Here is a 23,725-nt window from a genome sequence, read left to right on the forward strand (position 1 = left end):
GCGTGGTGGTGGTCATGTCTGCTCCTCGCAGTGCGGTGGGGGGCGGGGCCGGACGAAGGTGAGGCGGCCCCGCCCCGGTTCGCGGGTCAGGCGGTGACGGTGGCGCGGCCGGCGAAGTCGTACCCGGCCTCGTCGACGGTCTTCGCGATCAGGGCGTCGAGCGCCTCGTCGGGCTCGGCCGCGGTGGTCACCGTGACCAAGCCGGTGCCGATCTCGACTTCGACAGCCTTGATCGCGTCAAGGTCGCCCACCGCCTTGGAGACGACGCCCTGGCAGTGGGCGCTGCCCACACCGTCGACCTTGTAGGTGGTCTTTGTCTCCGCCTTGGTGTGGCAGCTTCCGTCGGGGGTGCAGCAGTCAGCCATGGGATCTTCCTTGTCTCTTGATACCCCTGGGGGGTATGCCGTCGGTCTCTATGTATACCCCCCGCCCATATCTTGAGCAAGGTGGATCGAGAGGTTGACTTCATACCCCTGGGGGGTATGTTGGGTGTGCAAGCCGCCGGTAGGGCGGCATGGGACGAAGGAGTGAGCCATGAACACAGGACTGCGGATCACCGTCTTCGCTGCCGCGCTGGCCGCGACGTTCGGAGCCACCTACGGTGTGGGCAACGCGGTCGGCCCGATCTCACCCGAGGCGAAGGGCAGCGCTCACGGAGGGGCCCACGCCCACGGCCATGAGTCCGGCGGACATGAGCAGCACGAGGCGGCGCTACCCGGAGGCCTCGAGGTCTCCCAGGGTGGCTACACACTCGATCTGAAGACCCCGCACATCGAACCCGGAAAGGCGGGCGAGCTGCGCTTCGCCATCGTTCAGGACGCGACGGGCCGCGCGGCCACCGGGTTCGAACGCGAGCACGGCAAGGAACTGCTCCTGATCGTGGCCTCACGCGACCTGACCGTCTATCGCCACCTGCACCCGACGCAGGCCGCCGACGGCACCTGGTCCACCCCGGTGGAGTTGCCCAAGGCCGGCGCCTACCGTGTCTTCGCCGACTTCAAGCCCAAGGGTGGCGAAGGGCTCACACTCGGCGCCGACCTCGCCGCGCCCGGGACGTACCAGCCCGCCTCACTGCCGACGCACAACACCACCGCCCAGGTGGACGGCTACGAGGTGAAGCTCGGCGGAGCGCTTGCCGCCGGTACGGGTGGCGACCTGAAGCTGACCGTGACCAGGAACGGCACGCCCGTACGGGACCTCGAGCCCTACCTCGGCGCCTACGGGCACCTGGTCGCGCTGCGCGCGGGCGACCTCGCTTACCTGCACGTCTATCCGAACGGCGAGCCCGGGGACGGCGAGACCAAGCCGGGACCCGAGGTCTCCTTCATGGCGACGGCGCCGAGCACCGGCATGTACCGCCTCTTCCTGGTCTTCAAGCACGAGGGCAAGGTCCACACGGCGGCCTTCACGGTGCACGCGAGCGGAGCGGAAGGCGGCCGGCAGCAAACCTCGTCCTCGGAGGGGGAACACCACCAGGGGCACTGAACCGGGCCGCACCGGACGTCCCGGAGATCGCCGAGATGAAGAAGATGCCTGGTCAGCGGTGACTCACACGGTGCGGGGCAGCCGACACGGCGCTGCCCCGCACCGGCATGCCGCGTCCTGGCGCAGGACCGATCGGGCCACGGAGGCGCGCGTGCTCGGCCGGGGCGCGTCTGTCCGGAATGGGTCCAGGCTCCCTGCGCCGGGGCCGTCGCCCGCCTACGCTCGCCTCGTGCTCCGTATCACCGACGCCCGCAGCGGCGAGACCGTCGACATCCGCGGGCTGACCCGCGTCCACGCGCACGTCGCCGGGGCCGACACCTCGGCCCTGAGGGTGCTGCTGATGGCCGACGTGCTGGCCCGGGCCCTGGAACTCGGGAGAACGCCCGTCGTCACCGTCGCCGACGTACCCGCCGCGCTCCGGGCACGCGCCGACGATCTCGGCATCCGACGCGCCGAGCCGGACGCGCCGGGCGTCGGACGGGACCTGCACGTCACGGGGGTACAGGGCGCCGTCCCCGAGGGTGTGTGCGTCGAGGTCGCCCCGGCGACCGGACCCGCCGACACCACCGCCCCCTCGTCGGCCGTGCGCCTCGCCCTGCTCGCCCACCCCCGCCGGGATCCCGTCGACCTCGGCCCGGCCGCCCTGACCGAGGCGGAGGACACACTGGTGCGCTGGCGCAAGGCCGTCGCCACCTGGGCGACCCGGCCCTCCAAGCCCATCCCCGACCGGGTACGCAACGACCTTCGTGCCGCCTGGGAGGACGATCTCGACGTACCGGCCGTCCTGGAGGTGCTGCGACGCGTCGAGAGCGCCGAGGACGTGCCCGACGGGGCGCGGTTCGAGACCTACGCCTACGCGGACCGGCTGCTGGGCCTCGACCTGGCCCGGGAGATCGGAGCCTGGACATGATCGGCCGGGCCGCGGCGGGCCCGCTGCGCAGACTCGTCGTGCTGCGGCACGCCAAGTCCGCCTGGCCCGCCGGCGTCGACGACCACGAACGGCCGCTCGCGCCGCGTGGCCGCCGGGACGCGTCGGCTGCGGGCCGCGCGCTCGCCGAGGCCGACTGCCTGCCCGACCTCGCGCTGTGCTCCACCGCCGTCCGCGCCCGGCAGACCTGGGAGCTGGCCTCGGCCCAGTGGGGCACCCCGCCACCGCTGCGACTGGAGCCGCGGCTGTACGCCGCCGACGTCTCCGACCTGCTCGAGGCGGTGCACGCGGTGCCCGCGGAGGTGGGGACGCTGCTGCTGATCGGACACAATCCGGGGCTCGAGGATCTGGTGCTCGCCCTCGCCGGGGACGCGCTCGACGACGCGCTGGCCCGGGTCCGCACCAAGTTCCCGACTGCGGCGATCGCCGTCCTCGCCTGGCACGGCAGCGACTGGGGCTCCCTCGCCCCCGGCACGGCTCTGCTGACGGGCGTGACCGTGCCGAGGGGCAAGAAGAATTAGCGCGTGCCGCCGGTCCCGCGCCGGACGCGTGTGTGACCATCCGCTCGGGGTCGGCCTGCGGCGTCGGTGCGGCGAGCGCATACGCTGGCGTGATGCAGGACGAGTACCGCACAGTCGCCCGCGCGGGCGTGCACGAGACAGAGATCAACCGTTCCCGTTTCCTGTGCGCCCTCGCCCCGGCCGCCACCGAACAGGAGGCCCAGGACTTCATCGCCGGCGTCCGCAAGGAACACGCCGACGCCACGCACAACTGCTACGCCTACGTCGTCGGCGCCGACGCCGCGATCCAGAAGGCGAGTGACGACGGCGAACCGGGCGGCACCGCGGGTGTCCCCATGCTCCAGATGCTGCTGCGCCGTGACATGCGCTACGTCGTCGCCGTCGTCACCCGCTACTACGGCGGAGTGAAGCTGGGCGCGGGCGGGCTCATCAGGGCGTACGGGGGAGTGGTGGGCGAGGCCCTGGACGCGCTCGGCACGATCACCCGCCGCCGCTTCCGGCTCGCCACGATCACGGTCGACCACCAGCGGGCGGGCAAGGTGCAGAACGGTCTGCGGGCGACCGGCCGCGAGGTGCGGGACGTGCGCTACGGGGAGGACGTCACGATCGAGATCGGGCTGCCGGACGCCGATGTGGAGGCCTTCCAGGCATGGCTCGCCGACGCCACCGCCGGCACGGCCGGGTTCCGGCTGGGCGGAGAGGCGTACGGAGACGCGTGATACACGAACGAAAGATGTGAACCGGGCGTCACGGACATTTCCGACGGTCAGGCATCGGATGTGGGTGGCAGATCCGAGGTCCGTGGTGGTTCAGGTGCCGGCAGGCGTTAGCGTGGTAGGTGCCGACGGTGAGCCTGTGCCGGCTCGTGTCGGGATTCAGAGCGTGTGCGGTAGGGGGACAGGTGCGGGTCGGAGCGGTTTCTTGAGATTGCTGCACACATCCGACTGGCACCTGGGCCGGGCGTTCCACCGGGTGAACATGCTCGGCGCCCAGGCCGAGTTCATCGGCCATCTCGTCACGACCGTGCGCGAGCGCGACGTGGACGCGGTGATCGTGTCGGGAGACGTGTACGACCGCGCGGTGCCTCCGCTGGCCGCGGTCGAGCTGTTCGACACCGCCCTGCACCGCCTCGCCGATCTGGGCGTGCCCACGGTGATGATCTCCGGGAACCACGACTCGGCGCGCCGTCTGGGCGTCGGCGCGGGACTCATCGACCGAGCCGGCATCCATCTGCGTACGGAGCCCGCGGCCTGCGGAACACCGGTCGTACTGAGTGACACCCACGGTGACGTGGCCTTCTACGGTCTGCCGTATCTCGAACCCGCCCTGGTGAAGGACGAGTTCGGCGTCGAGCGGGCGGGCCATGAGACGGTGCTCGCGGCCGCCATGGAACGTGTCCGCGCCGATCTCGCCACGCGCGCGGCCGGTACCCGATCCGTCGTCCTCGCCCATGCCTTCGTCACCGGAGGCGAACCCAGCGACAGCGAACGGGACATCACGGTCGGCGGCGTGGCCGCGGTTCCGGCCGGTGTCTTCGACGGAGTGGACTACGTGGCGCTGGGCCATCTGCACGGCAGCCAGACCATCACCGACCGCGTCCGCTACTCGGGCTCTCCTCTGCCGTACTCCTTCTCCGAGGCCAGGCATCGCAAGAGCATGTGGCTCATCGATCTGGGAGCCGACGGCGCGGTCGAGGCGGAGCGCGTCGACTGCCCCGTGCCGCGCCCCCTCGCCAGGATCCGGGGGCGTCTGGAGGAACTGCTCGCAGGCCCCGGGCTGGAGTGCCACACGCAGGCGTGGGTGGAGGCCACGCTCACCGACCCGGTGCGGCCCGCCGAGCCCATGGCCCGGCTGACCGAGCGTTTTCCGCACACACTCAGCCTTGTCTTCGACCCCGAGCGCGCCCCCGAGGACCCCGGCGTGTCCTACGCGCGACGGCTCGCGGGCCGCTCCGACCAGCAGATCGCGGAGGACTTCGTGGCCCACGTGCGCGCAGCGGGCCCCGACGAGCGTGAACGGGCCGTGCTGCGGGAGGCGTTCGACGCGGTGCGCGCCGACGAGGGGGTCCTGTGAGGCTGCACCGGCTCGACATCACCGCCTTCGGCCCCTTCGGCGGCACCCAGAAGGTCGACTTCGACGAACTCTCCGCCGCCGGGCTGTTCCTGCTGCACGGACCGACCGGCGCCGGCAAGACTTCCGTCCTGGACGCCGTTTGCTACGCGCTGTACGGGGCCGTGCCCGGCGCCCGGCAGAGCGGCCAGGGGCAGACCCTGCGCAGCGACCACGCCGCGCCGCTCACGCGCACCGAGATCCGGCTCGAACTCACCGTCGCAGAACGCCGGTTGGAGATCACCCGGCAGCCGCCGTGGGAGCGCCCGAAGAAGCGCGGTACAGGCACGACGACGGACAAGGCACAGACGTGGCTGCGTGAGTACGACGCCGCGGCCGCCGCCTGGAAGGACCTCAGCCGCTCCCACCAGGAGATCGGCGAGGAGATCACCCAACTGCTCGGCATGAGCCGCGAGCAGTTCTGCCAGGTCGTGCTGCTGCCCCAAGGCGACTTCGCCCGCTTCCTGCGCGCGGACGCCGAGGCCCGCGGCAAGCTGCTGGGCCGCCTCTTCGACACCCACCGCTTCGCCGAGGTCGAGAAGCGCCTCGCCGAGCGGCGTAGGGCGGCGGAGACCGAAGTACGCGACGGGGACGCCGCGTTGCTCGCCGACGCCCACCGGATGCAGCAGGCGGCGGGGGACTCCGCGTCGCTGCCGGACCTCGCCCCGGGCGACCCCGGGCTCGCCGACTCCGTCCTGACCTGGGCCGCGGTGGCCCGCAGCACTGCCCGCGAACGGCTGACCATCGTGCACTGCGGGCTTACGGCCGCGGAGACCGCGCGGGCAGCCGCCGAGCGGGCCCTCGGTGACGTACGCGAAACGGCGCGGCTGCAACGCCGGTTCGCCGAGGCCCGGCAGCGGGCCGCGCTGCTCGAGGAGCGGGCCGAGGCCTACCAGGAGGCGCTGGCGCGCATGGAGCGCTCCCGCAAGGCCGAGGCCGTGGCGCCCGCCCTCGACCTGCGCGAGATCGCCGAGACCGAGCACCGGCGCGCCGACGAGGAGGAGGCACGCGCGCGTGCCCGGCTCCCACAGAGCTACGCGGACGCAGGAGCGGCCGGGCTCGCCGCCGCCGCGCGCCGCGCCACCGAGGAACTCGGCGGCCTGGAGTCCGCGCGTCGCGCCGAGCGACGCCTCGCCGAACTCGTCGCCGAGCGGGTCGACTTGGACCGCGAGGAGCGTGCCGACGAGGTTGTTCTCGACGATGCGGAAGGCTGGCTCGCCGCATGGGAGGAGACCCGTGCCGCCCTGCAGGAGCGGATCGACTTCGCCCAGCAGGCCGCCACCCGGGCCGAGCAGCTCGCGGTGCAGCGGGAACCCGCGCGGACGCGGCTGGCGGCGGCCCGTCAGCGCGACCGGCTCACCGAGGAAACCGAAACGGCCCGGGCCCGCGTACTCGCCTCCCGTGAAACCGCGCTGAAGGCCCACGAACACTGGCTCGACCTCAAGGAGCAGCGCCTCAGGGGGATCGCGGCGGAACTCGCCGCCGGGCTCGTCGACGGTGAACCCTGCGCCGTCTGCGGTGCCACCGACCACCCCGCGCCCGCGCGGAAGGTCGCCGGACACGTCGACCGGGAGACCGAGGAGCGAGCCCTCGCCGCCTACCGGGACGCCGATGAGGAGCGCGCCGAGGACGAACGGCGGCTCGCTGCCCTGCGCGAAACGCTGGCCGCCGCCACCGCCGAGGCCGGTGACGCCCCGACCGCCCGACTGGCCGAGCAGGCCGAGGAGTTGGAGAGGCTGTACGGCGCCGCACGGGAGGGCGCCGCACGGCTGCATGCCGCGCAGGAGGAGCTGAGGCGGGCCGAGGACGAGCGGGAACGGCGTACCGCGGCCCAGCAGCAAGCCGCACTCCGGGCGGCGGCCCGCGTCTCACGACGGGACACGCTGGATGGGGAACGCGCCACGCTGGAAGAGGAATTGAGCCGCGCCCGGGGTGGCGCCGGCAGCGTCGCCGAGCGCTTCGCCCACCTGGAGGAGCGGGCCGCCCTGCTGACCGAGGCTGCCGACACCGCCCGCACCGCCGAGGATGCCGCGCAGCGGCTCAAGGCCGCCGACGCGCGCCTGGCCGACGCGGCCTTCCGCGCCGGGTTCGACACCCCGCAGGCCGCGGCCGCCGCCCTCCTCGACGCCTCGGCCCACCGCGAGCTGCAACGCAGGCTGGACGCCTGGCAGCAGGAGGAGGCCGCCGTGCGCGCGGTCCTTGCCGAGGCCGACACGGCCGTCGCCGCCCAGCGGCCGCCCGCCGACCTCCAGGGCGCCGAACGGGCCACCGAGGCCGCGGCCCGGCGGCTCCAGGAGGCGGTCTCCGCCCAGGACGCGGCGGCCCGCCGCTGTACCGAACTCGACCGGCTCTCCGTGCGTGCCACTGCGTCCGCACACCGTCTCGCACCGCTGCGCGAGGAGTACGACCGGGTGGCACGCCTGGCGTCCCTGGCGGCCGGCACCTCCGCCGACAACGAACGCAAGATGCGCCTGGAGTCGTACGTGCTCGCCGCCCGCCTGGAACAGGTGGCCGCCGCCGCGACCGTACGGCTGCAACGCATGTCCTCGGGCCGCTACACCCTCGTCCACTCCGACGGCCGCTCCGGACGCGGCCGCAGCGGTCTCGGACTTCATGTCGTCGACGCCTGGACCGGGCGGGAGCGCGACACGGCGACCCTCTCCGGCGGCGAGACGTTCTTCGCCTCCCTCGCCCTCGCCCTCGGCCTCGCGGACGTCGTCACCGAGGAGGCCGGCGGGGTCCGCCTGGACACCCTCTTCATCGACGAGGGGTTCGGCAGCCTCGACGACCAGACCCTCGACGAGGTCCTCGACGTGCTCGACTCCCTGCGGGAGCGGGACCGCAGTGTGGGTATCGTCAGCCATGTCGCGGACCTGCGGCGGCGCATCCACGCCCAGCTCGAGGTCGTCAAGAGCCGGACGGGTTCGGCCGTCCGGCAGCGGGGAGTCGGCTGAGGCGGCTCAGCGGCCGAGGGGGCGGCGGGGGAGAGGTGAGGAGTACACCACGTTCGTCGTCACCGAGCCCAGCGTGCCGATCCTGCCCGACACCTCCTCCAGATGCCGCATCGAACGCGCCGCGACCTTGATGACGAAGCAGTCGTCACCGCTGCTGAGGCGGCGGAAGGCATACGGGCGGCGTACGTGGAACCCGGGCCGGAGGCGTGGACGGGGCTCGTACAGGTGCGGCGGCCCGGATCAACGGGCAGGTCATCGACACGGAGGGTGGCTTCTGACGCCGGCGGCCGGGCCCACCGCGTGATGGGGGCCCGGCCGCTGCGGCGCGGTCAGAGCGCGGACAGTTCGTCCACCAGGTCGTCCAGACCGAGCGAGCCCTGCGAGAGCGCCGCCATGTGCCAGGCCTTCGCGTCGAACGCGTCGCCGTGGCGCTTCCGCGCGTTCTCGCGGCCCTGCAACCAGGCGCGTTGGCCGAGCGTGTAACCGATCGCCTGGCCGGGCATCGAGAGATAGCGGATCAGCTCGCTCTCCACGAAGTCCGCCGGACGGCTGCTGTGCGCGCCGAAGAACTCCTGCGCCAGCTCCGGCGTCCAGCGCTCGCCCGGGTGGAACGGCGAGCCCGCCGGGATCTCCAGCTCCAGGTGCATGCCGATGTCGATGATGACGCGCACCGCCCGCATCATCTGCGCGTCCAGGTAGCCGAGCCGCCGCTCCGGGTCCGTGAGGAAGCCCAGTTCGTCCATCAGGCGTTCCGCGTACAGCGCCCACCCCTCGGCGTTGGCGCTGACCATGCCCACCGTCGCCTGGTAGCGCGAGAGGTTCTCCGCCACGTGCGTCCACTGGGCGAGTTGGAGGTGGTGGCCGGGGACGCCCTCGTGGTACCAGGTCGAGACCAGGTCGTACACCGGGAACCGGGTCTGTCCCATGGTCGGCAGCCAGGTCCGGCCCGGACGGGAGAAGTCCGCGGACGGCTGCGTGTAGTAGGGGGCCGCGGCGCCGCCGGGCGGCGCGATACGCGACTCCACCCTGCGCACCCGCTCGGCGAGTTCGAAGTGGGTGCCGTCCAGGGCGTCCATCGCCTCGTCCATCAGGCCCTGCAGCCAGACGCGGACCTCTTCGACTCCCTCGATGTGCGTGCCGTGCTCGTCGAGGTGCGCGAGCGCCACCCACGGGGTCTCGGCGCCGGGAAGGACCTTCTCGGCCTCCGCCTTCATCTCGCCGAGGAGGCGGTGATACTCGGACCAGCCGTACGCGTACGCCTCGTCGAGGTCCAGGTCCGTCCCGTTGAAGTAGCGCACCCAGCGGGCGTAGCGCTCCCGGCCGGCCGTGTCCGGCGCAGCCTCGATCGTCGGCGCGTACACATCGCGCATCCAGTCCCGCAGCTCGACGACGGCCGCGGTCGCCGCACGGGCGGCCTCGCCCAGCTCCGCCCGCAGTGCGCCGGGGCCCTGGGAGACGAAGTCCTCGAACCAGCCGCGGCCCTGGCCGTCCGTGTCCGACCAGTCGGTCAGCTGCCCGATGAAGGTCGCGGTCGCGCGCGGCCCGCCGTACAGCTTGCGCTCCAGACCGACGGCGAGGGACTCGCGGTAGCCGCGCAGCGCGGCCGGCACGGCGCGCAGCCGCTCGGCGACCGCCGCCCAGTCCTCCTCCGTCTCGGTGGGGGTCACCGTGAAGACCTCACGCACGGAGTGCACGGGGGAGTGCAGATTGCTCACCGTCCTCAGGCCCTCGTCGGCCTCGTGCACGGCGAGTTCGGCGGTGAGCCGCTCGCGCAGCAGACGTGCGCACCGGCGCTCGATGTCACTGTCCGCGCCGGGTCGGCGCTCCGCCTCGTCCAGCCGCGCCAGGGTCGCCCGCGCCAGCTCGGCGAGCGCCTCCTGGCCCGCGGGCGATGTGTCGGGCAGCTTGCGTGAACTCTCCTTCGCACCGAGGTAGGTACCGGTGACCGGATCGAGGGCGACGAGGGCGTCGACGTACGCGTCGGCGACTTCCCGGGGCAGGGGGCTCTTGGTGGTTTCTGACATGCGGACAATCCTCATACGGGGACATGGTCCGCGTCACGGAGATTCCGTGCCCGGTTTACCCCTGGGCGGCGCGTGCCGGCACGGCCTGTCCGGGCGGCAGCAGCGGACCGCAGTCCCACTGCTGGAAGATCAGCCGCGTCTCCACCCGCGCCACTTCGCGCCGCGCCGTGAATTCGTCGAGGACCAGCCGCTGCAGATCTGTCATGTCCGCCACCGCCACATGGACGAGATAGTCGTCCGGTCCCGTGAGGTGGAAGACGGTACGGGACTCGGGCAGCGCCCGGATCCGCTCAACGAACGGCCCCACCAACTCCCGCCGGTGCGGCCTGACCTGCACCGACAGCAGCGCCTCCAGACCGCGCCCCAGCTTCGCCGGGTCGAGCCTCAGCTGATGGCCGAGAATCACTCCCGAGCGGCGCAGCCTGGTCACCCGGTCCAGACAGGTCGAGGGTGCGACCCCGACCTGTGCCGCGAGCTCGCGGTAGGTCGTCCGGGCGTCGTTCTGCAACAGCCGCAGCAGATGGAGATCCACCGGGTCCAGTACGACGGTTTCGGCCATGTGTCGAACGTAACACGGTGTTCGGCGCCGTGACCCCGGCCGGTGTTCAGGCTGCGGTCCATGGACTCCCGTACTCATGACGCGTACGCAGCGCAGAACGGACACGCCACCGGGGACCTCCCGGCGCGCCGGGCGCTCGCCACCGAGGCCGTGCACGCCGGACGCGAGGACCTCGCCGAACTCGGGCTGCACGCCCCGCCCCTCGACCTCTCCACGACCTACCCCTGCCGCGACAGCCGTGCCGAGGCCGCCCGTATCGACGCCTTCGCTGCCGACGGTGCGGAGATGACCGGCCCGCCCGTCTACGGCCGGATCGGCAACCCGACCGTCGCCCGCTTCGAGACGGCGCTGGCCCGGCTCGAAGGCACCGAGAGCGCCGTCGCGTTCGCGAGCGGCATGGCCGCGCTCAGCGCCGTCCTGCTGGTACGGAACGCGCTGGGACTGCGCCATGTCGTGGCCGTGCGGCCGCTGTACGGGTGCAGCGACCATCTGCTGACCGCCGGGCTGCTGGGGTCCGAGGTGACCTGGACCGACCCCGCGGGCATCGCGGATGCGCTGCGCCCCGACACCGGTCTCGTCATGGTCGAGTCCCCGGCCAACCCGACGCTCGCGGAACTCGACCTGCGCGCGGTCGCCCACGCCTGCGGTTCGGTGCCGCTGCTGGCGGACAACACCTTCGCGACCCCGGTGCTGCAACGGCCCGCCGAGCAGGGGGCGCGACTGGTGCTGCACAGCGCCACGAAGTACCTCGGCGGGCACGGCGACGTGATGGGCGGGGTGGTGGCCTGCGACGAGGAACTGGCGCGCCAGTTGCGCCAGGTGCGCTTCGCGACGGGCGGGCTGCTCCATCCGCTGGCCGGGTATCTGCTGCTGCGCGGTCTGTCGACGCTGCCGGTACGGGTCCGGGCCGCGTCCTCCACGGCCGCCGAACTCGCCCGCCGCCTCGCCGCCGACCCGCGCGTCGCCCGCGTCCACTACCCGCGGATCGGGGGCGCGATGATCGCCTTCGAGGTGCACGGCGACCCCCACGCGGTGATCGGCGGAGTCCGTCTGATCACTCCCGCGGTGAGCCTCGGCAGCGTGGACACCCTCATCCAGCACCCGGCGTCCATCAGCCACCGCATCGTCGACGCGGACGACCGCCGGGGCGCCGGGGTGAGCGACCGGTTGCTGAGGCTGTCGGTGGGTCTGGAGGACGTCGAGGACCTCTGGGCCGATCTGGAGGGGGCGTTGGGGGCCGAGCGGGTCGAGAACCGGCGGGAGGAGGAGGTCGCCGGGCGGTAGCGCCGGGGAACCGGGCGCTGCCAGTGGCCGATCGTCCGGCTCTCGCACGCCGAGCGGCCCCGGCGCACCGCGCCAGGGTCGGTGCTCGGTCGGGGTTGCCCGCTTCCCTGCTCCGACCTGCTACGTCGTGCGTTACGGTGGCCTTCCATGGCAATGAGTACCGCACTGTGGTCCTTCGCTCTCGTCGTAGGGCTCCTCACGCTCACCCCCGGCCTCGACACAGCCCTCATCCTGCGCACCGCTGCTCTCGGCCGCCGCACCCGCGCCTGGGGAGTTGTCCTGGGCATCCAGACCGGCACCGTCCTCTGGGGCGCCCTGACCTCCCTCGGTGTGACCGCTCTGCTCACCGCGTCCCACCTTGCGTACGAGATCCTGCGCTGGGCGGGTGCGGCATACCTGCTGTGGATGGCGGCCCGCATGATCCGCGACACCTTCCGCGGTCAGGACGGGGCCCACGAGGAGGTCCAGGTCACCGCCGGAACCGACACCCTGGCCGGCGGCTGGCGGCAGGGAACCCTGAGCAACCTCCTCAACCCCAAGATGGGCGTCTTCTACGTCGCCGTCCTGCCCCAGTTCATCCCCGCCGACGCACCCCACTTCTCCATGGGCCTGCTCCTGACCGGCGTCCACCTCATGCTGGGCTTGATATGGTCCACCGTCCTCATCGCCTCGGCCAGCGCCCTGGGTACCTGGCTGCGCAAGCCCCGCGCCCGCCGGATTCTCGACCGCGTGACGGGCACGGTCATCGGCGCCTTCGCCCTACGACTGGCCGTCAGTGACTGACGCCTGATCAAGTGGCCGCGAAATGCGTTGACTTGACGTCGTACCTCTGATGTCAGGCACAGGGGCGAGCCCGAGATGGCCGTGGTGTAACGGACGAAGTGACCGCTGGGCGCTGGTCAGCGTCACCTCGGTGTCGTCGCTCCAGGAGCAGACCTCAAGCCGCGACAGACAGCCGCCCTCTGCGAAGACCAGGACCTCGCCGGCGCAGTCTCCGGCCTTCGTATGGATCCGGGCGTCAGCCGCCACGACGGTTCCCGGTCCGGACGGCGCCGGCTCCACCTCGCCCGTGTCGAGATCGAAGTAGGCGGTACCGCATCCGCATGTGCAGCGTTCTCGCACACGCAGGTACGGGCTCTGCTCGCGAAGCGCGAGGTGCACCGGGCCGTCCTTGCCAAGGACGGCATTCAGCACCAGGGCCATGTCCGCGGGCAGTGCTTCCGGCATGGCGCCACCGTATCGCCCGCCCCCGGGGCGGAGCCCACAATGCCCTACGGACGTGGTGCCGGGCCCACGGGAGCGCCGCGCCCCGGGGGATGACTCCGGTGCGCGGCGTCGTGATCGAGAGTACGCGAGCCGGCGGCCGAAGACGGAACCGGAACGGCCAAGGTCGTCACCAAGTCTGCTGCTTTACAGGGAAGTTACGGCACCGTGCTGCCCGGCCCGCCTCGTCGCGCGCGCATGGCGGCCGCCATCGCCGCTACGCCCTCCCGGATCCGGGAGGGTGACAGATGCGCGTACCCGAGCACCAGCCGCACCGCGTCGTCGGCCACCGTCCCGTACGCCGCCAGGGGACGCACCGCCACGTGGCCCACCGTCCGTTCCAGGAAGCGGTCCTGTGGCCCGTACCGGTCGGGCAGCCGGGCGATGACATGCAGACCGGCCGCGATCCCGGACACCTGGGTCCCGGGAAAGTGCTCCTCCAGAGCGGCCACCAGGGCGTCACGGCGCTCCTTGTACGCACGCTGACAGCGACGCAGATGCCGGTCGTAGTCGCCGCGCTCCACGAACCGGGCCAGCAGCGCCTGGTCGACGACCGGGTGCCCGAGGTCCATGGTCCGCTTCCGCTGAACGACCTCCTCGGCGATCGCCTCGGGGACGAGCAGCCAGCCGAGTCGCAGCCCCGGGGCGAGCGACTTGCTGACCGACCCCGTGTACACGACGTGCTCGGGATCGAGCCCCTGCAGAGCGCCCACCGGGGCACGGTCGTAGCGGAAGTCCCCGTCGTAGTCGTCCTCGACGACGAGCCCGTCGACCGAGCGTGCCCAGTGCAGCAGTTCGGTGCGCCGCCGCGCGGAGTACGCCATCCCGGAGGGGAACTGGTGGGCGGGAGTGGTGACGACGGCCTGGACCCGTGATGCGTACAGGGGCCTGATGGCCAGCCCGTTCTCGTCCAGGGGCAGTGCTACGGCGGTGGTGCCGGCGGAGGCGTACAGGGCGCCGTGCTCGGGGCTTCCCGGGTCCTCCACGCCCACGTCGCGCACCCCGCGCGCGTGGAGCACGAATCCCAGCAGTGTGATCGCCTGGGCCACCCCGGAGACGACCACGATGCGCTCGGGATCGGCGACCACACCTCTGCGCCGCGCGAGCAGACCCGCGAGCGCGGTGCGCAGGCGTGGCAGTCCGCGCGGGTCCGGATAACCCAGCGCGTGGTGGGGGAGTTCGGTCAGCACCGCGCGGTGGGCCGCCGCCCAGGCGGTACGCGGGAACAGCGACAGATCCGGTGTGCCCGGCAGGAAGTCGGCGCGGGCGCCGGGGGAGGAGCGCGGGGCGAGATCACGGGTGCGGGGGTCCGCCGCCCGCACGGCACCGCTCACCCAGGTCCCCGCGCCCCGGCCGGAGCGCAGGTACCCCTCGGCGGTCAGCTGCTCGTACGCCTCCGTCACCAGGCCTCGCGACACGCCGAGATCGGCGGCGAGTTCACGGCTCGACGGCAGCCGGGTGCCCGCGGCGAGCCGCCCGGAGCGGACCGCCTCCCGCAGCGCCGCCTGCAACGTACGCCCCCGCGCGCGTGCCGGTGCCCTGGCCGCTGGAAGCAGCACCTCCCAGGCGGCGGCCCAGGGCGCGGACCCGTCCGGCGCGGAGCGTGCCTCCTTCGGTGCCGTTCCCGAACTGGTCCCCGATGGCGTCATGGAAGTGGACCTTAAACCGGACCGCCGTCCTGCCTAGCGTCACGGGCATGAACGCCACCACCGCCCGCGGAGCCCTGCTCGCCGCGCTCGCCTGCGTCCTCGTCGGAGGATCCTTCACCGCCAACAGCGTCCTGGGCCACTACCCGTACGCGGGCGGACAGTTCCTGCGCTACTGCCTGGCCTGCCTGCTGCTCCTGCCCCTGGTCGGCCGGGGCGGTGCGGCGCCGCTGCGCGGCCTCGGGGCACCCGGGTGGGCGCGCCTCACCCTGCTCGCCGCGGTCGGGATGGTGGGCTTCAACCTTTCGGTGATCGCCGCCGAACGCTCCGCCGAACCGGCGGTACCGGGCGTGTTCGTGGGGTGCGCCCCGGTGGTGGTCGCCGTTGTCGTGCCGTTGCTGGAGGGGCGGCGGCCGCGGCGGCGCGTGCTGTGCGGGGCGTCGCTGGTGGCCGTCGGCGCCTTCACGGTCCAGGGGTGGGGACGCACCGACGGCGGCGGAATCGCCTTTTCCCTGTGCGCGCTCGCCGGTGAGGTCGGCTTCGCGGTGCTCGCCGTGCCCGTCCTGCGTCCGCTGGGACCGAGGCTGCTGTCGGCCACCGTCTGCGGGATCGCGGCGGTCGAGTCGGCGGCGGCCGGGCTGGTCGTGGACGGCGGGGACTGGCTGCGCGCGCCGGACCGCACGGAGGCCGCCGCGCTGCTGTGGCAGGCGGCGGTCGTCACCGTGGTCGGCTTCGTGTGCTGGTACATGGGCATGCAACGCATCGGCGCCGAGCGCGCCACCCTCTTCTCCGGTCTCATCCCGGTCGCCGCCGCCTGTACCGCGCCGATCGTCGGCACCGGTGCCTACGGGGCCGCGCAGGCCGCGGGAAGCGCCCTGGTCGGTGCCGGAGTGGCCCTGGGCTCGGGCGCGTTGCGCCGCCCGGCCGGGAGGCCGGGCGCAGGGCGCTCAGCGGCTGCCGTCCAGGATGACCCGCGCGACCAGCGCGGGGTCGTCATTCATCGGGACGTGCCCGCAGCCGGGCAGCCGGACCAGCCGGGCCTTGGGGATCATCTGCTTGGCGCGGACGCCCTGACGGCGCACCAGGATCCGGTCCCTGGTGCCCCACGCGACGGTGACCGGCAGCCCGGGGACGTCCTCGGTGAACCGGACGGACGCGCCCGCGCGCAGGCTCTCGGCGAACCCCTCCGCATGGGCCAGCGCGAGTGTCTCGGCGACGACGGCCTCGGGTGAACGGCGCCCGGGGCGGGCGTAGATCGTGCTCGTCAGCACCGTACGCCCGGCCGTCGTGTGCGACAGCCGCTCCACCACCGGCAGCGGCATGCTCCGCGCGGCCCGCCGCATCGCGGCCAGGACCGCGAACGCGTACCGTCGCTCGGCCGGGGTCCAGAACCCGGCCGGCGAAAGCGCGGTGACGGTCCGTACGAGCTTCTCGCGCCCCAGCTCCAGGGCCAGCAGACCGCCCAGGGAGTTGCCCGCCACATGCGGACGATCGATCCGCAGCGCCTCGCACAGTGAACCGAGCGCGGGCACCACGGTCGACAGGTCGTAGGCGAGCCCGTTCGGCAGGCCCGGGGAGGCGCCGAAGCCGGGCAGGTCGACCGCGATGACGTCGCGCTCGGCCGCGAGGATGTCCATGACCGGGTCCCAGGCCTGACGGTGATGGCCGATGCCGTGCAGCAGGAGGAGCGGTTCGCCGTTGCCCACGCGCGCGTAGGAGACGGTCACGGCCCGCGGGCCGTGCGGAGAGGGGACGGTGAAAGAGACCTTGGCGGCCATGTCGCTGCTCCTCGTCTGGGCACGCCGGCGAACTGTTGTAGACAGCTTGTCAGTAATTACTACCGGCAGGTAGCCCTTGGGCGCTGTGAACCACGCGCGCGTACATCACTCGGGGGTAACGCGTGTGTGGTGGACCAACGGACCCGGCATCCCTGGTCGTTGACCCGGACTGCCCGCCGCCGAATGGGGCGGTCCGCAACGCCCGTGTCCAGAACCGCGTACCGCACCGTCACCTCCGCAGCCGGCGACACCGGCCACCCGCGGCCATTGTGCTCGGCCTGACAGTGGTTCCGTCTGGACATGCGGGGAGCGCGTCGGATGGGATGGAACGGTGACCACCGACACCGCCTCCGAGGTCTTCGAAGAACAGCGTTCCGTCCTGATGGGCGTCGCCTACCGCATGCTCGGCCGGATCGCCGACGCTGAGGACGTGGTGCAGGAGGCCTGGCTGCGCTGGTCCCGCGCCGACCGCGACACCGTGCGTGAACCGCGCGCCTACCTCGTGCGCGTCACCACCCGGCTGGCCGTCGACCGGTTGCGTCAGGTGCAGGCACGCAACGAGGCGTACGTGGGTCCCTGGCTGCCCGAGCCGTACCTCACCGACTTCGGGGACACCGTCCCGGACGCGGCCGAACAGACCATGCTCGCCGACTCCGTCTCGCTCGCCGTTCTCGTCATCCTGGAGTCCCTCTCCCCCCTGGAACGGGCGGTGTTCGTGCTCAGAGAGGCCTTCGGGTACCCGTTTGCGGAGATCGCCGCCACCTTGGACCGCAGCGAGGCCGCGGTACGCCAGCTCGCTGGACGGGCCCGCAGGCACGTCGACGAACGGCGGCCGCGCTACGAGGTCGACCCGGCCCAACGCCGCAATCTGACCGAACGGTTCCTCGCCGCGTCCGTCGAGGGCGACCTCGACGGGCTGATGCAACTGCTGGCCCCGGACGTCCGGCTGGTCGGCGACAGCGGTGGCCACGTCAGGGCGCCCCTGCGGGTCCTGGAGACCGCTGACAAGGTCGGCCGGTTCGTCCTCGCCGTGGCCGGCCGGGATCTTCTGGACCCGACTCTCCGCTTCCTGGAGATCAATGGCGGCCCCGCCCTGCTGCTTCTGTCCGGCGGCAAGCCCGACAGCGCCATCCAGTTGGACGTCGCCGACGGGCGCGTGCAGTGCGTCTACGTCATCCGCAACCCGGAGAAGCTGACGTTCCTGCTGGGGGAGTAGCCGCCCACACATGACGGCGAGGTCTGCGTTCACGCACGTGCATGAACGCAGACCTCGCCGTCATGCCATTTCCGCCGCCCCCGCGAACACCGAGTGAACGCTCTGCGGCAGCGCACCTGCGCGAAGCGTAAGGGATCGAGGATTGGTCTTGACCAAGGGTGGGGGTCGCCCTATCGTCGCAGAGAAGTGCAACAACCTTTAATAAACAAGGGCGCTAAAACGCCGCCGGGCCGCGGCGATTGCGGAGGACAGGGTGGGGACCACGCAGCTGGAACCGGTGCCGGAGCCTAAGTACTGGCACCTCAAGACCGTTCTCACCGAAGCACTCGACTCCGAGTTCTCCGTGGGCGAGATCCTGCCCAACGAACGGGACCTCGCGGCCCGCTTCGGTGTCGCCCGTGCCACGCTCCGCCAGGCCCTCGAACAGCTCGAACTGGAAGGCAGACTGCAGCGCCGCCGCGGGGTCGGCACCACCGTCGCGCCACCTCGTATGGGCGTGGCCGTGGGATCCGAGCAGCACACCTGGCCGGGCGCGGCCGGCGACGACTGGCAGCCCACGGACTGCACGCTCGCCGTTCCGCCCGCCGCGGTGGCCGACCTCCTGGAGACCGGCCGCGACGGTCAGGTGCACACGGTGCGCCGCTTCCGCATGACGCACGGCCAGCCCGTGGCCGCCGAACTGCTCTACGTCCCGGACTCCTCGGTGCCCGCGCTCTCCGCGATCGACGCACCCTCCGGTGCGGCACGCGCGCGTGCCGTGCTGCGCGAACTCCAGCGCCTGGCACTCGAGGGCCAGGACCAGGCGGTCGAGCTGGGCTCGGCCGGTGCGGAGGACGCCAGAGAACTCGATCGGCTGCCCGGCGCGCCCGTCCTTCTCGTCACCACCCGCTTCCACGCCGAGGGGCGCACCGCGGCGGTCTCCGTGGCGACGTACCGCGCCGACACCTGCCGTCTGACGTTCGGTGCCTCCGGCGGCGTGGAGATCCACCACGACCCGCAGCGTCACGCCTCCTGACCCCAGCGCAGGAGGCCACGACCCCGCGCCGCGGGTCCATCGCGACACCCGCGGACGCGGCCGGGGCCGGCGACGCGGGCGGGTTCAGCGCCGCGCCGTCGCCGTGCCCTCCACCGCGAACAGCTGCTCCTCCACATGCTCCAGCGCCAGCCGCAGCGCTCCCGTCGTCACGGCGGCCTCGCCCAGCTGGGACAGGGTCACCTTCGGAGGGCGCAGACAGTAGCGGGCCAGCTCGTGGCGCAGTGGCTCCAGTACGCCGTCCAGGCCCGCCGCCCAGCCGCCGATGACGACCAGTTCGGGGTCGAGGGCCAGGACGAGGGCTGCCACGTCGTGGACGAGCCGCTGGATGAAGCGGTCCACGGCCGCGCGGGCGCGCTGGTCGCCCTCGCGGGCGAGCGCGAACACATCGGCGACCTGCTGCTCGTCCAGCGGGTGCAGCGGCTCGTCAGTGGTCGACAGCAGCGTCTCCGGGGCCGCCTCGCGGCCCAGCAGATGCAGCGCGCCGATCTCCCCGGCCGCCCCGCCGTAACCGCGGTGCAGCCGTCCGCCGATCAGCGAGCCGGCCCCGGGACTCAGCCCGGCCAGTACGAACACGATGTCGTCGGACTCGGTGGCCGCGCCCTTCCAGTGCTCGGCGACGGCCGCCGCGTTCGCGTCGTTCTCGACCAGCACCGGGCACTTGAAGGAGCGGCTGAGCCGCTCGCCCAGCCGCAGACCGGTCCATTCCGGCAGGGCCGTGCCCAGGCGCACGGTGCCGTCCGCCTCCACGATGCCGGGGCTGCCCACGCCGACCGCGCGCAGCGAGTCCCGCGCCACACCCGACCGGCGCAGCAGCTCGGCGACCGTGTCGCGCAGTCGCTCCAGGCGCTCGTCGGCCGACGCCGTCTCGGAGACTTCCTTGGAGAGGGTGCCCAGCTCCCGGCCGTCGAGGTCGGCGAGCAGCGCGGTCACCCGGTGCGCGCCGACGTCCAGGCCCAGCAGATGGCCCGCCTCGGCCCGGAACCGGAACCTCCGCGCGGGCCGCCCCTGCCGTCGGGTGGCGCCCTCCTCGGCGGCCTTCTCCACCACGAGCCCGACTTCGATCAGCCCCTCGACCACACCCTCGACGGTCGGCCGGGACAGCCCCGTCACCCTGGTGATCTCGGTGAGCGTCGCGCAGTCCACGGCGCGCAGCGCATGCAGCACCACCGCGGAGTTGATCCTTCGAAGCAGAGAGGGATCCCCGCCGGTCAGCCGCCCCAACGTCCGTCCTTCCAGCTTGTGCGCGTGTTGGGCGGATCGTACTCGGCGTCGCGCACGCCCGCGAGGGCCCGTCGTGCGGATCAGATCGGCGCGACGAACCCCGACTCGTACGCCGCGATCACCGCCCGGGTCCGGTCGCGCGCCCCCAGCTTGGCCAGCACGGCGCTGACGTGCGACTTCACCGTCTCCGTGCCGACGACCAGCTGCCCCGCGATCTCCCCGTTCGACAGACCGCGTGCCATCAGCCGCAGCACCTCCGCCTCCCGCCCGGTCAGCGCGGCACGCTCCATGACCGCCCGGGCCGCCCGGTTGCCGCCGCGATCCCCGTACTCGGCGGCCAACTGCCGTACCGATGCGGGGAACAGCAGCGACTCGCCCTCGGCGACCAGCCGCACCGCGTGCACGAATAGTGGCCCCTGCCGGGCCCTGGATCAGCCCACGGGCAGCTTCGTAGTCGGAGGAGCGTCGGGCACGGTCACGGACCTGCTGCCCGACAAGGCGGGACAGGTGGTCCTGCACAAGACGTCCGACGGGATGCTGGGGCCGTGGACGGGGCTCGCGGTGACGGCGGTGTGGGCGGGCGTGGCGCTGCTCGCGGGCGCCTGGCACCTGGAACGCCGGGACACCTGAGCGTATGCGGCGCCCGTGCAGCCCGGCGGCGAGTTCAGGCCCGGAGCCCGGCGCCGACCGGGGGGTTCTCCGCGGCCTTCCGCAACCGCCCGAACTCCTCCGCCATGGTCGCCGCCGTCCAGTGCGCGTTGAGGCCACTGGGGTTGGGAAGTACCCAGACCCGGGTGGAGCCGATCGTCCGCTGCTGCGGGCCGATGGAGGCCTTGCGGTCGTCGAAGGCCGCACGGTACGCGGTGACGCCGACCACGGCCAGCCACCGGGGCCGCAGCCGCTCCACCTTGGCGCCGAGGATCCGCCCGCCCTCCCGGTACTCCTCGGCGGTCAGCTCGTCGGCCCGCGCGGTCGGCCGCGCCACCACGTTCGTGATCCCGAGCCCGTACGACAGCAACTCGGCCTGCTCCGACGGTTCGAACCGCCGCGGAATGAAGCCGGACAGATGCAGCACCGGCCAGAAGCGGTTGCCGGGACGGGCGAAGTGATGGCCCGCCGCGGCCGTCATCAGACCCGGATTGATACCGCAGAAGAGGACCTTGAGGCCGTCCGCGACCACGTCCGGTACCAGACGGTCGCGGGCGGCCTCCAGCTCCTTCGGCGTGAACCGGGTCAGAGGATCGCCCCCGGGGCGTAGCCGGCGGCCTCCGGGTGCTGCTTCGCGATCTCCTCGATGCGGGCGACGACCGTGCCGACCTGGTCGGCCGCGGCGCCCGTGAAGGACAGCTTGTCGGCCATCAGGGCGTCCAGCTGGTCACGGTCCAGCGGGATGCGCTCATCGGCGGCCAGCCGGTCCAGCAGTTCGTTGCGCTCGGCGCCCTGCTCGCGCATCACGAGCGCGCAGGCGACGGCGTTCTCCTTGATGGCCTCGTGCGCGACCTCACGGCCCACGCCCGCGCGGACCGAGGCCATCAGCACCTTGGTCGTGGCGAGGAACGGCAGATAGCGGTCCAGCTCACGGGCGACGACAGCGGGGAAGGCGCCGAACTCGTCGAGCACCGTCAGGAACGTCTCCAGCAGACCGTCCAGCGCGAAGAACGCGTCCGGCAGCGCCACCCGGCGCACCACCGAGCAGGACACGTCGCCCTCGTTCCACTGGTCGCCCGCCAGCTCGCCGGTCATGGAGGCGTAGCCGCGCAGGATCACCATCAGGCCGTTGACACGCTCGCAGGAGCGGGTGTTCATCTTGTGCGGCATCGCGGAGGAACCGACCTGGCCGGGCTTGAAGCCCTCGGTGACCAGCTCGTGTCCGGCCATCAGCCGGATCGTCTTCGCCAGTGAGGAGGGCGCGGCGGCCAGCTGCACCAGCGCGGTGACCACCTCGTAGTCGAGCGAGCGCGGGTAGACCTGGCCGACCGAGGTGAAGCCCTGCGAGAAGCCGAGGTGCCCGGCGATCCGCCGCTCCAGCTCGGCGAGCTTGCCCGCGTCCCCGCCGAGCAGGTCCAGCATGTCCTGCGCCGTGCCGACCGGACCCTTGATGCCGCGCAGCGGGTACCGGCCCAGCAGCTCCTCGACCCGTGCGTAGGCGACGAGCAGCTCGTCGGCGGCGGTGGCGAAGCGCTTGCCGAGGGTGGTGGCCTGCGCGGCGACGTTGTGGGAGCGACCGGCCATGACCAGCTCGCCGTACTCGCCCGCGAGCTTGCCCAGGCGTGCCAGTACGGCCACGGTGCGGTTGCGCATCAGCTCCAGCGAGAGCCGGATCTGCAACTGCTCGACGTTCTCCGTCAGGTCCCGGGAGGTCATGCCCTTGTGCACGTGCTCGTGTCCGGCGAGAGCGTTGAACTCCTCGATCCGCGCCTTCACATCGTGCCGGGTGACCTTCTCGCGCTCGGCGATCGAAGCGAGGTCGACCTGGTCGAGGATGCGCTGGTAGTCGGCGATCGCCGAGTCCGGCACCTCGATCCCCAGGTCCTTCTGGGCGCGGAGCACGGCGAGCCAGAGCTGCCGCTCCAGCCTCACCTTCTGCTCGGGGGACCAGAGCGTGGCGAGCTCGGCGGAGGCGTACCGTCCGGCGAGGACGTTCGGGATACGGGGCTTTGCGGGCGCAGCAGTCACGTGTACGGATTCTACTGGTGATTCATGCAGGCCAGCGCTGCGGGCCGGTTCGGCGGAACCTACGAGGCGCTCGTCACGGGGGCGGTGTGGCCGGCGGCCGGGGCGATCCGCGGTCCCCGCCGGGACGTGGCCCTACGCGGCCGGTCCCTCGTACGGGAGCAGCTCCGGCCGTTTGGCCGGGAGGCCGTCGCCCGACGAGCGGCCCGTCAGCCGGCGTCCTATCCACGGCAGCAGATGCCGCTGGGTGAAGCGGACGTCCGCGGCTCGGCGGGCGAGCCAGTTCGGGCGTGCGGTCGGGGGCAGCGGCGTACGCCAGTGCGCGTCCTCCGCTGCGTAGCCGAGCGTCTGCCACACGGCCTCAGCCACCCGGCGGTGTCCCTCGGCCGTCAGATGCAGCCGGTCCACGTCCCACAGGCGCGGGTCGGCCAGCGACGGCGCCCCGTACAGGTCGACCACGAGCGCACCGTGCCGTGCAGCCAGGTCGTCGATGCAGGCGAACAGCTCCTCCATACGAGAGCGGAAGCGTTCGAGGACCGGGCCCTCACGGCCGGGGCTGCGCATCAGGACCAGCCGGTCGCACGACGGGGCCAGCCGCTCCACGGCCTCCGTCAGCAGACCCCGTACGCGCCCCATGTCGCACTTGGGCCGCAGCGCGTCGTTGAGCCCGCCGACCAGCGTGATCACATCGGGGCGCATCGCGGCGGCGAGGTCCACCTGCTCGTCGACCATCTGCCCGATCAGCTTGCCGCGCACGGCGAGGTTGGCATAGCGGAACTCGGGCGTCCGTGCGGCCATCCGGCCCGCGAGGACATCGGCCCATCCGCGGTAGGAGCCGTCGGGCAGCAGGTCCGACATGCCCTCGGTGAAGGAGTCGCCGACCGCGACCAGGCTGGTGTACGTGGGGTTCGTCTGCATGGCGCCGTCGATGGTATCCCGCAGACATACCTGCCGGTCGGTCACCCTGCGCCCGCACACGGGCGGGCTCCCCTGTCCTGGCGCGCAGGGACCGGCCGGTGGTGATGCGC

Annotated in this window: 20 protein-coding genes and 4 pseudogenes; 12 read left to right on the forward strand and 12 right to left on the reverse strand. The window is 72.6% G+C overall.

Features of this window, described 5'->3' with window-relative positions; translation table 11 throughout:
• Positions 1-86 precede the first annotated feature (86 nt).
• Positions 87-365 (reverse strand): heavy-metal-associated domain-containing protein, encoded by a 279-nt coding sequence (locus BIV24_RS00915; RefSeq protein WP_071364157.1) that lies wholly within the window; start codon positions 363-365, stop codon positions 87-89.
• 169 nt (positions 366-534) lie between these two features.
• On the opposite strand from BIV24_RS00915, the gene BIV24_RS00920 reads away from it, so the two are divergent.
• The 6 genes from BIV24_RS00920 to BIV24_RS00945 all read left to right on the forward strand — a co-directional run bounded on the left by BIV24_RS00920 (position 535) and on the right by BIV24_RS00945 (position 7,997).
• On the forward strand, positions 535-1,485 hold the full coding sequence (locus tag BIV24_RS00920) for a hypothetical protein (RefSeq protein WP_071364158.1): 951 nt from the start codon (positions 535-537) through the stop codon (positions 1,483-1,485).
• A 229-nt stretch (positions 1,486-1,714) separates the two neighbouring features.
• Complete coding sequence (locus BIV24_RS00925; protein ID WP_071364159.1) at positions 1,715-2,395, forward strand: hypothetical protein; 681 nt, start codon at positions 1,715-1,717, stop codon at positions 2,393-2,395.
• On the forward strand, positions 2,392-2,934 hold the full coding sequence (locus tag BIV24_RS00930; protein ID WP_071364160.1) for a SixA phosphatase family protein: 543 nt from the start codon (positions 2,392-2,394) through the stop codon (positions 2,932-2,934). The genes BIV24_RS00925 and BIV24_RS00930 overlap by 4 nt, the downstream gene beginning before the upstream one ends.
• A gap of 92 nt (positions 2,935-3,026) precedes the next feature.
• Positions 3,027-3,653 (forward strand): YigZ family protein, encoded by a 627-nt coding sequence (locus BIV24_RS00935; RefSeq protein ID WP_071364212.1) that lies wholly within the window; start codon positions 3,027-3,029, stop codon positions 3,651-3,653.
• Between the two features lie 202 nt (positions 3,654-3,855).
• The gene (locus tag BIV24_RS00940; RefSeq protein ID WP_071364161.1) at positions 3,856-5,007 is read left to right on the forward strand and encodes an exonuclease SbcCD subunit D; all 1,152 of its coding nucleotides are present in this window, start codon (positions 3,856-3,858) and stop codon (positions 5,005-5,007) included.
• Complete coding sequence (locus BIV24_RS00945; RefSeq protein WP_071364162.1) at positions 5,004-7,997, forward strand: AAA family ATPase; 2,994 nt, start codon at positions 5,004-5,006, stop codon at positions 7,995-7,997. The genes BIV24_RS00940 and BIV24_RS00945 overlap by 4 nt, the downstream gene beginning before the upstream one ends.
• A 6-nt stretch (positions 7,998-8,003) precedes the next feature.
• Here the strand turns inward: BIV24_RS00945 and BIV24_RS31105 are convergent.
• The 3 genes and pseudogenes from BIV24_RS31105 to BIV24_RS00955 form a co-directional block, all read right to left on the reverse strand.
• Positions 8,004-8,150: pseudogene (locus BIV24_RS31105) on the reverse strand (Lrp/AsnC ligand binding domain-containing protein); the annotation flags it as partial.
• A gap of 176 nt (positions 8,151-8,326) precedes the next feature.
• Positions 8,327-10,021, reverse strand: coding sequence for a DUF885 domain-containing protein (locus BIV24_RS00950; RefSeq protein ID WP_071364163.1), 1,695 nt, complete (start codon positions 10,019-10,021; stop codon positions 8,327-8,329).
• A gap of 55 nt (positions 10,022-10,076) precedes the next feature.
• The gene (locus BIV24_RS00955) at positions 10,077-10,580 is read right to left on the reverse strand and encodes an Lrp/AsnC family transcriptional regulator (protein WP_071364164.1); all 504 of its coding nucleotides are present in this window, start codon (positions 10,578-10,580) and stop codon (positions 10,077-10,079) included.
• A gap of 60 nt (positions 10,581-10,640) precedes the next feature.
• Between BIV24_RS00955 and BIV24_RS00960 the strand changes: the two genes are divergently transcribed.
• Both BIV24_RS00960 and BIV24_RS00965 read left to right on the forward strand, forming a co-directional pair.
• Positions 10,641-11,864, forward strand: a complete 1,224-nt coding sequence (locus tag BIV24_RS00960; RefSeq protein WP_071364213.1) for a trans-sulfuration enzyme family protein — start codon at positions 10,641-10,643, stop codon at positions 11,862-11,864.
• Positions 11,865-12,011: 147 nt separating this feature from the next.
• Positions 12,012-12,647: a LysE family translocator gene (locus BIV24_RS00965; protein WP_071364165.1), complete on the forward strand. Its 636-nt coding sequence runs from the start codon at positions 12,012-12,014 to the stop codon at positions 12,645-12,647.
• On the opposite strand, the gene BIV24_RS00970 is transcribed toward BIV24_RS00965, so the two are convergent.
• Both BIV24_RS00970 and pdxR read right to left on the reverse strand, forming a co-directional pair.
• Positions 12,624-13,091 (reverse strand): hypothetical protein, encoded by a 468-nt coding sequence (locus BIV24_RS00970; RefSeq protein WP_071364166.1) that lies wholly within the window; start codon positions 13,089-13,091, stop codon positions 12,624-12,626. The two genes, BIV24_RS00965 and BIV24_RS00970, sit on opposite strands and share 24 nt — an antisense overlap.
• Positions 13,092-13,285: 194 nt before the next feature.
• Complete coding sequence (gene pdxR, locus BIV24_RS00975; RefSeq protein ID WP_071364167.1) at positions 13,286-14,776, reverse strand: MocR-like pyridoxine biosynthesis transcription factor PdxR; 1,491 nt, start codon at positions 14,774-14,776, stop codon at positions 13,286-13,288.
• A 47-nt stretch (positions 14,777-14,823) separates the two neighbouring features.
• Between pdxR and BIV24_RS36645 the strand changes: the two are divergent.
• A pseudogene (locus BIV24_RS36645) lies at positions 14,824-15,228 on the forward strand (EamA family transporter); the annotation flags it as partial.
• A 492-nt stretch (positions 15,229-15,720) separates the two neighbouring features.
• Here the strand turns inward: BIV24_RS36645 and BIV24_RS00985 are convergent.
• The gene (locus tag BIV24_RS00985) at positions 15,721-16,551 is read right to left on the reverse strand and encodes an alpha/beta fold hydrolase (RefSeq protein ID WP_071364169.1); all 831 of its coding nucleotides are present in this window, start codon (positions 16,549-16,551) and stop codon (positions 15,721-15,723) included.
• 331 nt (positions 16,552-16,882) lie between these two features.
• Between BIV24_RS00985 and BIV24_RS00990 the strand changes: the two genes are divergently transcribed.
• Both BIV24_RS00990 and BIV24_RS00995 read left to right on the forward strand, forming a co-directional pair.
• Positions 16,883-17,767: an RNA polymerase sigma-70 factor gene (locus BIV24_RS00990; RefSeq protein ID WP_071364170.1), complete on the forward strand. Its 885-nt coding sequence runs from the start codon at positions 16,883-16,885 to the stop codon at positions 17,765-17,767.
• Between the two features lie 253 nt (positions 17,768-18,020).
• Positions 18,021-18,782 (forward strand): GntR family transcriptional regulator, encoded by a 762-nt coding sequence (locus tag BIV24_RS00995; protein ID WP_071364171.1) that lies wholly within the window; start codon positions 18,021-18,023, stop codon positions 18,780-18,782.
• An 84-nt stretch (positions 18,783-18,866) separates the two neighbouring features.
• Here the strand turns inward: BIV24_RS00995 and BIV24_RS01000 are convergent, their stop codons facing one another.
• Positions 18,867-20,024, reverse strand: a complete 1,158-nt coding sequence (locus BIV24_RS01000) for an ROK family transcriptional regulator (protein WP_071364172.1) — start codon at positions 20,022-20,024, stop codon at positions 18,867-18,869.
• Positions 20,025-20,104: 80 nt separating this feature from the next.
• Positions 20,105-20,428, reverse strand: a pseudogene (locus tag BIV24_RS01005) (response regulator transcription factor); the annotation flags it as partial.
• A gap of 40 nt (positions 20,429-20,468) precedes the next feature.
• Between BIV24_RS01005 and BIV24_RS31115 the strand changes: the two are divergent.
• Positions 20,469-20,654, forward strand: a pseudogene (locus tag BIV24_RS31115) (ABC transporter permease); the annotation flags it as partial.
• Positions 20,655-20,688: 34 nt separating this feature from the next.
• Here the strand turns inward: BIV24_RS31115 and mug are convergent.
• The 3 genes from mug to BIV24_RS01020 all read right to left on the reverse strand — a co-directional run bounded on the left by mug (position 20,689) and on the right by BIV24_RS01020 (position 23,615).
• Entirely contained in the window at positions 20,689-21,261 is a 573-nt protein-coding gene (gene mug / locus BIV24_RS01010) for a G/U mismatch-specific DNA glycosylase (RefSeq protein ID WP_079167930.1), read from the reverse strand.
• Entirely contained in the window at positions 21,258-22,700 is a 1,443-nt protein-coding gene (purB, locus tag BIV24_RS01015) for an adenylosuccinate lyase (protein ID WP_071364174.1), read from the reverse strand. The genes mug and purB overlap by 4 nt, the downstream gene beginning before the upstream one ends.
• Positions 22,701-22,832: 132 nt before the next feature.
• Positions 22,833-23,615, reverse strand: a complete 783-nt coding sequence (locus BIV24_RS01020; protein ID WP_071364214.1) for an SGNH/GDSL hydrolase family protein — start codon at positions 23,613-23,615, stop codon at positions 22,833-22,835.
• Positions 23,616-23,725: the final 110 nt, after the last annotated feature.

It is taken from the genome of Streptomyces colonosanans, from assembly GCF_001866645.1.
Taxonomy (GTDB): Bacteria; Actinomycetota; Actinomycetes; order Streptomycetales; family Streptomycetaceae; genus Streptomyces; species Streptomyces colonosanans.